Genomic DNA, 12,447 nt, shown 5'->3' on the forward strand with positions numbered 1-12,447 from the left:
ACCTGGCTTAACAGCTCGCTGACGGTCGGATCACCGGCCACGTCCACCCGCAGCACCAACGTGTTGACGAAGAATCCGACCAGCCCATCCAGGGCCGAGTCGCGCCGCCCGGCGATCGGAAAGCCCACGAGCACATCGGAACTCGCGCTCACACGCGAGATCAGCACCGCCAACGCGGCCTGGACCACCATGAAACTGGTCGCGCCGCACTCGCGCGCCACCGCGCGCACCCGCCGCTGCAGCTCCGCGGACCAATCCACCACCACCGTGTCCCCGCACTGATCGGCCACCGCCGGATACGGCCGATCCGTCGGCAACTCCACACGTTCGGGAATCCCGGCCAGCGCATCCTCCCAGTACGCCAACTGCGCGGCGATGGGGCTACCGCCGTCCGCGAGATCACCGAGTTGGGCTCGCTGCCACAACGTGTAATCCGCGTACTGCACCGGCAAATCAGCCCAATCGGGAGCGCGGCCGGCACACCGGCTGGCATAAGCCACATTCAGATCGCCGACGAGCGGAGCGATCGACCACCCGTCCGCGGCGATGTGATGCACCGCGCCCACGAGCACGTGGTCGTTGTCGGCGACGCGGAACAGCGTGGCCCGGAACGGGATCTCGGTTTGCAGGTCGAACACGTGGTGCGCCGTGGTATCGATGGCCTCGTCGATGAAGGCCGGCGGCCATCTCCCCGCATCGATGACCTGCAGGACAGCCTCGTCGCGCCGAGCCGGCAAGATGCGCTGGAACGGCACGCCGTCCAGGTCGGGGAACACCGTGCGCAGGGATTCATGACGGGCGATGACATCGTCGACCGCGGCGCGCAGCGCGTCGATGTCCAGCTCGCCATGCAGCCGCAAAGCCACAGCCAGGTTGTAAACCGATGAGGGGCCTTGCAATTGGTCGAGGAACCACAGCCGGCTTTGGGCGAACGACAACGGAATGACCTGGGGCCGCTGGGCGGGCGCCAGGGGCTGCGGGCGTTCGCCATCACCGCCGATGTGGGCTGCCAGCTGGGCGATGGTTGGCGCGTCGAACAGGGTGTGCATCGACACGTCGGTGGCCAGGCCGGCGTTGATCGCCGCGATCACGCGCATCGCGGAGACGGAGTCGCCGCCGAGATCGAAGAAGGAGTCGTCGATGCCGACCCGCTCGAGACCGAGCACCTGCGCGTAGATGCCGGCGAGGATGTCCTGGTTCGGATCGCTGGGAGCGCGGTATCGCTCACCATTGGTGTACTCCGGCGCCGGTAGGGCGCGGGTGTCGAGCTTGCCGTTGACCGTCAGGGGCAGCGCCTGCAACACGACGATGGCCGCGGGGACCATGTAGCCGGGCAGCCGGCGGGCCAGCGCAGCGCGGGCGGCGGCAGGGTCCACCGCGCCGGGCGTCGTCTCGGTGAGGTAGCCGACGAGCCGTCTGTCACCGGGCCGGTCCTCGCGAGCGATCACCGCGGCCTGCGCGACGCCGTCGAGTTCGCTGAGCGCGGTGCGGATTTCGCCGAGTTCGATGCGATATCCGCGGATCTTCACTTGATCGTCGGCCCGCCCGAGGTAGTCGAGTTGTCCGTCGGGGCGCCAGCGCACCAGGTCCCCGGTGCGATACATCCGGGTCCCGGGTGGCCCGAACGGGCACGCCACGAACCGCGAGGCGGTCAGGCCGGCCCGGCGCCAGTAACCCACGCCCACACCGCGTCCCGCGATGTACAGCTCGCCGACCACCTTGGGCATCACCGGACGCAGCAACTCGTCGAGGACGAAGAACGCGGCTCCGGCGATCGGTGATCCAATGGGCGGTGCACCCGAACCCGGCGCCAGCGGCAGGCTCTTCGATGCCCACATCGTGGTTTCGGTCGGGCCGTAGACGTTGACCATGACGCGCCCGGGCGCCCAGGTGTCCACCAGCGCCGGAGGACATGCTTCGGCGCCGATGATTAATGCCGCGCGGCCCAGTCCGTCGGGTGACAGGCCGCTGACCGCGGACGGGGTCTGGGTCAGCACGCTCACCTGTTCTTCCATCAATAGGGTGTGGAAGTCTTCCGGTGAGCGGGCCACCGACTCGGGTACCACCACCAGTCGTCCACCGAACAGCAGCGCGGCCCAGATCTCCCACACCGAGAAGTCGAACGCGTACGAATGAAACTGCGTCCACACCTGGTCGGGGCTCAGGGCGATCCCGGTCTCGAGCGAATCGAACAACTGCGTGACGTTGTGGTGGGTGACGGCAACGCCTTTCGGCACACCGGTGGTTCCGGAGGTGTAGACCAGGTGGGCCATGTCGTCGGGTGAGGGGGGCGGCGGCGCGGTGACGCGCTGGGCCTCGATTCGATGGTCGGCGACATCGATGACGGTCACACCGCAGCCGTCCAGCCGCGACCTCAGCTCAGCCGTGGTCAGGACGGCGATCGGGGTGGCGTCGGCGAGCATGAACTCGATGCGGGCCCGAGGATGCATCGGGTCGATCGGCAGGTACGCCGCGCCGGTCTTGAGCACCGCCAAGATCGCCGCAATGGCCTCGGCGCACCGGGGAAAGAGCAGGGCCACCCGCACACCCGGGCGCGCACCGTGGTCAATCAGCAGGTGCGCCAGCCGATTAGCGGCCTCGTCGAGCTCCCGATAGGTCATCGAGCGGCCCTCGAAGGTCACCGCCACGGCATCCGGGGCCCGCGATACCTGCTCGGAGAAAAGTGCCGGAATCGACGCCCGCTTCGCGGGCTGGGTCAACACCGCGCGGTTGCTCCACTCGTCCAGGCGCGCGTGCTCGGACTCGTTGAGCAAGTCGATGGACAACAACCGGCGGGTTGGGTTGGTGGTCAAATCATCCCCCTAGATCAGTGGTCATGGCCACCAACACCCGCTGGAAGCGTTCGATCAATGACTCGATGCTCTCGGCATCGAATACCTGGCTGTCGTATTCGACGCGGAGAACCAATTCGCGGTCGGGCCGGGCCTGCATCGTCAGCGGGTAGTGGCTGGATTCGATGCCGGTGAATTCGGTGATGGCCAAGCCGTTGCTGTGGGACAGTGCCGTGGCGTCGATCGGGTAGTTCTCGAACACGAACAACGTGTCGAACAGCTGGTCGAGACCCGTGATGCGGTGAATCTCCTTGAGCGCCAGATGCTCATGGTCGATGGTTTGCTTGTGCGCGGTGTGCAATTGGCCGAGCAGGTCGGCGACGGTGGTGTCCGGGGTGATGGTCGCGCGCACCGGAATGGTGTTGATCATCAGGCCCACCATGGTTTCGGCGCCGACCACATCGGTCGGCCGTCCGGAGACGGCGGCGCCGAAGACGACGTCGCGCCGGCCGGTCATCGACATCAACACCTGCGCCCACGCGCCCTGCAGCACGGTGTTGACCGTCGTGTGGCAGGACCGCGCCAGCTCGTTGACGGCCAGGGTGGTGGCCTCCGGGACCCGGGCCGAGGCGGCTTCCCGGGCACCCAGCGCCGGCCGGCCCGGCGGTCCGACCAGCGTGGGCGTGTGGAAGCCGGCGAGCACCTCGCGCCAGGCCGCTTCCGCGGCGTCGAGGTCACGCTCGGCCAGCCAATTAACGAACCGGCGATACGACACGGCCGCCGGTAGCCGCTGGCCGTAGTAACTGGCGAAGATCTCCTGCAGCAGAACGGGTAACGACCAGCCATCGAGCACGATGTGGTGGTTGGTCAATACGACGCGGTAGGCTTCCGGCCCCGTGCGGATCAGGGCGGCGCGGAAAGCGGGCGAGCCCTTGAGATCGCACACCGCCGCGCGTTCGTCGCTGCAGATGCGCCGCAGCTGCCCGTCCACGTCACCCTCGAGTTCGACGTATTGCCAGGGTGTTTGGGGCTCGGCCGGGATGAGCTGGACCGGCTCGTCGAAGCGGGTGCAGAATCGCGCGGCCAGATTGGGGTGACGGTGGACGACGGCGTCCACTGCGCCGCGCAGGCGATCGGGGTCGAGCGGGCCGGAGACCGAGATGTCGAGCTGCATCGAGTACAGGTCGCCGTCGCTGTTCTGGGCTGCCGCGTGGAACAGCAAGCCTTGCTGAAGCGGGGTGAGCGGCAAGATGTCGGCGATCGGGAATTGCCGCTGCAATTCGTCGATCTGGGGCTGGGTGAGACGCGCGGGGATGATGTCGGATGGGGTGATGCCGCCGCCGCCGCGCTGGACATGGGCGCAGATGCCGGTCAGCGCGTCGAACCACAACTGACTGAGCCGCTCGACTTGCGGGCGATCGAGCGCTGAACGCGCCCAGGTCCATTCGGCGTGCAGGCGCGGTCCGGCGCCCGTGTCGACCGCGCCCGCGTTGAGCTCCAGGGTGTGGGCGAGCGGCATCGGCACCGCCGTGGCGGACGTGGTGATGTCCAGGCCGTCTTGGCTGATTCGCCAGAGTTCTCCGGGCGCCTCGGATCCGTCCAGCCGACCGAAGTAGTTGAAGCCGATCGGCGGGTCGGACTCGGGGAGCGCGACGCCGGCGTTGAGGTAGCGCAGCAGACCGTAGGTCAGGCCCTCGGGGACGGCGCGAAGTTGCTCCTTGGCGCGCTTGACGAACGCGCCGACTGCGGCGTCACCGGTGAGCAGTTGCGCCCAGCGCGGCCCGTCGACCGGCAGGGGCATGGGGTATTTGGTGGTGAACCAGCCCACGGTGCGGGATAGGTCGACCTCGGCGGTGAGATCTTCGTAGCGGCCATGGCCCTCGACGTCGATCGCGATGGATGCGTCCCCGTCAGGACCCGAGAACTCCCTCCACGCCAACCCGAAGGCGATCAGCAGGATTTCTTGGATGCCGATATGGAATGCCGCGGTAACCTCACCGAGCAGCAGTCGCGTGGTGTCGGCGTCCAGCGACGCCGTCAGGTGCCCGGCGCTGGCGTAGGTGTCGATCTGTGCTACCGGTCCCGGCAGGGGGGCCCGGGTGACCGCGACCTGTCGCCAGGCCTCGGCCTGGTCGACCACCGCGGGCCGGCGGGCGTGTTCGGCCAGTAGCGCGGCCCACCGCTGGAAGGAAGTCCCGCCTGCCGGCAGCGTGATCGGCCGACCGCTGCGCCGCTGCGCCCAGGCGATGTTGATGTCTTCCAACAGAATTCGCCAGGACACGGCGTCGACGGCAAGATGATGGAGCATCAACACCAGTTGTCGGGTGCCGGCCACCCACAGCGCGCTGAGCATCACGCCGGCCGCGGGGTTTAGTCGTGACCGCGCGCTCGCCACCGCTTCGTCGGTCACCTCGTCGACCGCCAGCAGGCACGCGCCGGCGTCGACCGAGCCCGGCTCGGGCACCGTCAACGACCACTCACCGGTGGCGCCGTCGTCAGCGCGCAACCGCAACATCGCGTGGCGGTCGAGCAGGGCTTGCAGGAGCGCGACCACGTCCGCTTGGGCGGCGCCCGGGGGCGCTAGTAGCACCATCGTCTGGTTGAACTGGTCGATGGGGCCGTCGATCTCGTGCAGCCAGTGCATGATCGGGGTTGGCGTGACAGGGCCGATGCCCTCGTCGACCACATCGCCCGGCCCGCTGCCGATGTGGGCGACGCGCGCGAGTCGCGCCACGGTCTGCTCGACGAAGATGTCTCGCGGCCGGCACATCACACCGGCTGCTCGGGCGCGGGCGACCACTTGCATGGACGAGATGCTGTCTCCGCCAAGGTCGAAGAAAGAATCGTCCACGCCGACGCGGTCTAGGCGCAGGACCTGGGCGTAGATGCCGGTCAGGATTTCCTCGATGGCGTCGGTCGGGGCTCGGTAATGGTCGCCCGCCTGGTAGTCGGGAGCGGGCAGGGCGCGGGTGTCGAGCTTCCCGTTGATGGTGGTGGGCAGCGCATCGAGGACCATGACCGCGGCGGGCACCATGTAACCGGGCAACCGTTCGGTGAGCGCGGCGCGCACGTCGGTTGGATCAGCGGTGCCGGTGACATAGGCGACCAGTCGCTTGTCACCGGGGTGGTCTTCGCGGGCGATGACCGTGGCGCGCTCGATGCCCTCGAGTTCGGTTAGCGCGGCGTGGATTTCACCGAGCTCGATGCGGTGCCCACGAATCTTCACCTGTTCGTCGACGCGTCCGAGATAGTGCAGTTGCCCGTCGGGCCGCCAGCGGACCAGATCACCGGTGCGATACATGCGCGCCCCTCGGCCACCGAACGGGCAGGCCACGAAACGCGACGCCGTCAGCCCCGCCCGCCGCAGATACCCGACGCCGACGCCGTGGCCGGCGACATACAGTTCACCGACGACGCCCGGCGGCACCTGGCGCAACGACTGGTCGAGGACGAACAGCGCCGCCCCCGGAACCGGTGCGCCGATGGGCACCGTGCCCGACCCGGCCGTCAGCGGCGCGCTGATCGCGACGCACATCGTCGTCTCGGTCGGGCCGTAGGCGTTGATCATCAACCGCCCGGGCGCCCATCGGTCGACCACTTCGGCTGGGCACGCCTCACCCACCACCACCAACGCCGCCGATTCCAGCCGCTCGGGCGACAACAGTTCGACGGCGGACGGGGTTTGCGTCAGCACGTCGGCTTGTTCGGCGGCCAGCAGGTCCTCGAAGTCCGCCGGCGACGTCGTCACGTCCTCGGTCACCACGACTACCCGGCCGCCGCGTAGCAGCGGACCGAAGATCTCCCACACCGAGACGTCGAAGGCCAGGGAGTGACATTGCGGCCAGACACCCGTGCTCGGCAGACCGCCATCCAGCGACCCCAGTAGTTGAGTGACGTTGTGGTGGCTGATGGCAACGCATTTCGGAACCCCGGTGGTCCCCGACGTATAGATGAGGTATGCGAGGTTGTCGGGGCCGGGCGCGGCAAGCGGTGTGTCGGGGTGCGAGCCGATTGCGTCCTCGCTGAAGACGATGGTCGCAAGGTCGTGCCCGTCGAACCGCGAACGCAGCCCGGCGGTGGTGATCGCGGCGAGTGGCGCGGCGTCGGTGAGCATGAATTCCAGCCGGGCCGCGGGCAGCGCCGGATCGATCGGCAGATAGGCCGCCCCGGTCTTGAGCACCGCGAGGATTGCGATGATGGCCTCGGGGGAACGGGAAAACAGCAGCGCGACGCATTCGCCGGGAGCGGCGCCATGTCCGGTGAGCAAGTGCGCCAACCGGTTTGAGGCCGCGTCCAGCTCCTCGTAGGTCCAGGTGCGCGTCCCGCCGCTGATCGCCACCGCGTGGGGGTCGCGGCAGACATGGGTCGCGAACAAGGTCGGGATCGACACCGGCGGCGGCGCGGGCCGGTCCAACACCGCCCGGTTGCACGCCCCGTCAAGGCGGTCGCGCTCCCGCGCGTCCAACAGATCGATCGACGACAACCGCAGTTGCGGCTCGGTGGTCATCGCCACCAGCACCCGCTCGAACCGCTCGACGAGCCGGGCGATTGTGCCCGAGTCGAACACGTCGGTGCGGAACTCCACCGTGCCCCGAATCCCGTCGGGCGCACCGTCCTCGGTCCAACGCTCGGCCAGCGAAAACGTCAAATCCATGCGGGCGGTGTGGGTGTCGATCGGCACCTGGGTGACCTGCAGATCGCCCAGCGCCAGCCCGGCGACCGGGTCACTCGCGTGGCCCGGCAGGTTTTGCCACGCCAACGCCACTTGGGCGAGCGGGTGGTGGCTGAGCGACCGGGTGGGGTTGAGCCGCTCGACGAGTACCTCGAACGGCACGTCTTGGTGCTCGAAGGCGAGCAGACTGCGTCGACGCACCTGGGCCAGCAAGTCGGCAACGGTTGGATCTCCGGCCACGTCCACCCGCAGGACCAAGGTGTTGACGAAGAAGCCCACCAGTTCATCGAGCCCCGGGTCGCCGCGGCCGGCGACCGGGAAGGCCACCGCGACATCGGAAGTCGCGCCGAGCCGCGACAGTAGTACCGCCAAAGCGGCCTGAACGACCATGAAACTCGTCGCGTTGTATCCGCGCGCCACCTCGCGTATGCGCCGCTGCAGATCGGCTGGCCAGTCCACGGTCACACTGGCGCCGCAGTGGTCAGCCACCGAGGGATACGGTCGGTCGGTGGGTAGCTCCAGGCGCTCGGGCATGCCGGCCAGGGCTTCTTCCCAATATTTCAGTTGCGCGGCGATCCGGCTGTGGGGGTCGTCCAGCGCGCCGAACGTCGACCGTTGCCACAACGTGTAATCCACGTATTGCACGGGCAGTGGCGGCCAATCCGGGGCCAGCCCGTGCCGGCGGGCCCGGTAGGCCACGTTGAGATCGCGGATGAACGGCGCCAGCGACCAGCCGTCGAAGGCGATGTGGTGGACGACACCGACCAGCACGTGCTCGTCGTCACCGGCACGAAACAGCTTTGCCCGCAGCGGAATTTCGGTCTCCAGGACGAACGGGTGATGCGCCGCTTCGTCGATGGCCTCATCGAGTCTGGCGGGCGGCCACGCGGTGGCGTCGATGACCTCCCAACCGATATCAGCCCGGTCGGGGGGGACGACGAGTTGCTGGGGCAGTCCATCGGGGGCGGGATACGCCGTGCGCAGGCTTTCATGCCGGGCCACCACGTCGGCCAGGGAGGACGCCAGCGAATCGGGATCAAGGGCGCCGCGCAGCCTCAGCGCCACCGTCATGTGGTAAACGCCTGAGGGGCCTTGCAACTGGTCGAGAATCCAGAGCCGGTTCTGGGCGAACGAGAGCGGGATCGCCGCGGGCCGCTCGCATGCGACCAACGGGCTGCGTGGGCTCGACTCGGCGTTGAGGCGGGGCGCCAACTGCGCGATGGTGGGCGCGTCGAAAAGCTGGTGCACAACGAGGTCCGTGCCCAGCGCGGTGTTGATCGCAGGGATCAGGCGCATCGCGGACAGCGAATCGCCGCCGAGGTCGAAGAAGGAGTCGTCGATGCCGACGCGGTCGAGGCCGAGGGTCTGGGCGTAGACGGTGGCGAGCAGGTCTTCGACGGCGGTGGTGGGCGCGCGGTAGTCCTCGGCGCTGGTGTAGTCGGGTGGGGGCAGGGCGCGGGTGTCGAGTTTGCCGTTGACGGTCAGGGGCAGCGCCTGCAGCACCACGATCGCCACGGGCACCATGTGGCCGGGCAGCCGATCGGTGAGAGCCGACCGCGCCGCGGCGGGATCGACCGTGCCGGTGGCACTTTCGACGACGTAGCCGACGAGGCGCTTGTCGCCAGGGCGGTCTTCGCGGGTGACGACGGCGGCGTGTTCAACCCCGTCGAGTGCGGTCAGGGCGGCCTGGATCTCACTGAGTTCGATGCGGTAACCGCGGATCTTGACCTGTTCGTCGGCCCGGCCGAGGTAGTCGAGTTGGCCGTCGGGGCGCCAGCGGACCAGGTCACCGGTGCGATACATCCGGGTTCCCGACGGCCCGAACGGGCAGGCCACGAAGCGGGAGGCGGTCAACGAGGCCCGGTGCCGATACCCCACCCCGACGCCGCGACCGGCCACATAGAGCTCGCCGACGACTCCGGGCGGGACGGGGCGCAGCCAGTCGTCCAGTACGAACAAGCTCGCGGTCGGCACCGGGGCGCCGATCGGTACGGTCCCCAAACCCGTTGTCAACGGCGCGCTTAGCGTCGCGTAGACCGTGACCTCGGTGGGACCGTAGGCGTTGATCAGCACGCGCCCGGGTGCCCACCGGTCCACCAACTCGCCGGGGCAGGCCTCGCCGCCGAGCAGAAGTGCGACCGACTCCAAGCCGTGCTGGGGAAGCGCCGCGGCGGCCGACGGCGTCTGGGTGAGCACGTTGACGCGTTCGGCGACGAGCAGGGCGTGGAAGTCTTTGGGTGAGGTGACCACCTCCTCGGGCACCACGACGAGGCGCCCGCCGCCGAGCAGCGCGGCCCAGATTTCCCAGACGGAAAAGTCGAACGCGTACGAGTGGCACTGCGTCCACACCTGGTCCGCGGGCAGATGCGCCGACGCCGACTCGACCAAGTGGGCGAGGTTGCGGTGTGTGATCGCAACGCCTTTGGGCACTCCCGTGGTGCCCGAGGTGTAGATGAGGTAGGCGACGTCGTCCGGCGAGGGGGTCGTCGGCTCGGGCCCGCGTTGAGCCGTCGTGCGGTCGTCGGTGATGTCGATGACGGCCAATGCCCGTCCCGCCAACCGTGGCCGCAGCGCGGTGGTGGTGACCGCGACCGCCGGCGCGGCGTCAGTCAGCATGAATGCGATTCGCTCGTCGGGCAGGGCCGGGTCGATCGCGAGGTACGCCGCACCCGCCCTCAATACCGCGAGCATCGCGATGACTGCTTCCGCGGAGCGTTCCAGTAACAGCGCCACACACCCGCCGGGCCCGGCACCGCAGCCGGATATCAGCCGGGCCAGCTGATCCGAGGCCTCGTCGACCTCCCGATACGTCAGGGACCGGCCCGCGTCGCTGATGGCGATCGCCTGCGGGGAGCGGGCCGTGTGGCCCGCGAACAGTTCCGGGATCGACAGCGGCGTCGGCCCCGGCTCGCCCAGGGCCGTCCGGTTGCCCATCGCATCGAGGCGGGTGCGCTCGTCGGCGCCGAGCAGGTCGATCGCCGACAATCGGAGCTGGGGGTCGGCGGCCATCGCCGACATGATGCGCTGCAGTCGATTGGCCAGCGTAGCAATGGTTTCCGCGTCGAACACGTCCGTGTCGTACTCGATGCGGAAGCCGAGCTCGGTACCCGGTGTGGCCTGCATGGTCAACGGGTAGTGGTTGGATTCGTGGCCGGTGAACCCGGCAACGGTCAACCCGTCGACGTTCAGCATTGTGGCGGGGTCGACGGGGTAGTTCTCGTAGACGAACAGGGTGTCGAACAGTTGGTCGTGGCCGGTGGCGCGGTGAATCTCGTTGAGCGCCAGGTGTTGATGGTCGAGGGTGTGGTTGTGGGCGTTGTGCAGTTGTTCGAGCAGGTCGGCGGTGGTGGTGGCCGGGGTGATGGTGGCCCGCACCGGCACGGTGTTGATCATCAGGCCGACGATCGTTTCGGCGCCGGCCACCTCCGTGGGCCGTCCCGACACCGCGGTGCCGAACACGACGTCGCGCTGGCCGGTCATGCCCATCAGCAGCTGCGCCCAGGCCGCCTGCAGCACGGTGTTGACCGTGGTGTGATTCGAGCGCGCCAGCTCGTTCAACGCCGAGGTGGCCTGCTCCGATATGTCGAACGCCCGAGTGGCTTTGGGCCCGGGCTTGATTCGGGTTGGCGGGCCGACCAGGGTCGGGGCGTCGAGGCCGGCGAGTGCCTGTCGCCAGGCGGCGCGGGCGGCGTCGACGTCGCGTTCGGCCAGCCAGGTGACGAAGCGGCGGTATGGCGTCGGGGCGGGCAGCGGCCGGCCCTGGTAGGCGGCGAAGATCTCTTGCAGCAGGATCGGCAGTGACCAGCCGTCCAGCACGATGTGATGGAACGTCAACAGGATTCGGTGCCGGTCCTCGGCGGTGCGGATCAACGCCACCCGGAAGACCGGCTCCTCGGCGAGCTCGCACACGCTCGCCCGTTCGGCGGCCCTGACGCGCTGGATCGGCTCCTCGGAGTCGAGCGTTTCGTATCGCCAGGCCGCCGAGGGGTTGGCCAAGACGATCTGCACCGGCTGGTCGAATCGTGGGCAGAACCGGGCGGCCAGGTTGGGGTGGCGCCTGACGACGGTTTGGACGGCGTCGTGCAGTCGTGCGGGGTCGAGGGGACCGTCGACGGTGATGTCGAGTTGCATCGCATACAGGTCGCCGAGGCCGTGAGCGGTGCGCGCGTGAAAGAGCAATCCCTCCTGGAGCGGGGTGAGCGGCAGGATGTCGGCGACGTCGTATTGCTGTTGTAGTTGGTCGATTTGGTCCTGGGTGAGCCGGGCGGGGGTGATGTCGGAGGGGGTCAGGCCGCCGCCGCCGTGTTGGACGTGGGTGCAGATCCCGCCCAGCGCGTCGAAGAAGAGTTGGCTGAGCCGGTCGATCTGCGCGCGGTCCAGCGCTGAGGGCGCCCAGGTCCAGGTGGCGTTGAGGCGCGAGCCCGTGTCGGTGTCGATGGTGGCGGCGTTCAGCTCGACGCTGTGCGACAGCGGCATCGGCACCGCGGCTGCCGCGGCGGCGATCTCCAGGCTGTCGCGGCTCACCCCCCACAGGTCGCCGGGGAGGTCGGCGGCGGCCGTGCCGCCGAGGCGTCCGAGGTAGTTGAAGCCGATGGTCGGGTCGGGTGTGGTCAGCTCGTTGGTGAGGTAGCGCAGCAGTCCGTAGGTCAGCGGGTGGGGCAGGGCGCGTAGTTGTTCCTTGGCGGCCTTGATGATTGGGCCCAGCGCGGGATCGCCGGCGGCGACGCGCGACCAGCCGGGCCCGGCCACCGACAGCGCGACCGGGTATTTGGTGGTGAACCAGCCCACCGTGCGGGACAGGTCCACGTCGCGGGACAGTTCGTCGTGGCGGCCATGCCCCTCGACGTCGATGCCGATCGCGTCGCCGGTGCCCAGGAATTCGGCCCAGGCCAGCGCGTAGGCGATCAGCAAGACCTCCTGCACCCCGGTGTGAAACGCCGCGGGCACCTCGGTAAGCAGACGCCGCGTCATGTCGGCGTCCAG

General features: G+C 68.8%; 1 pseudogene. It reads right to left on the minus strand.

The window, feature by feature from the left end:
- Window positions 1-12,447: pseudogene (locus A5680_RS09375) on the minus strand (amino acid adenylation domain-containing protein); the annotation flags it as partial.

This window comes from Mycobacterium sp. E2989 (assembly GCF_001667595.1).
In the GTDB taxonomy this organism is placed as follows: domain Bacteria; phylum Actinomycetota; class Actinomycetes; order Mycobacteriales; family Mycobacteriaceae; genus Mycobacterium.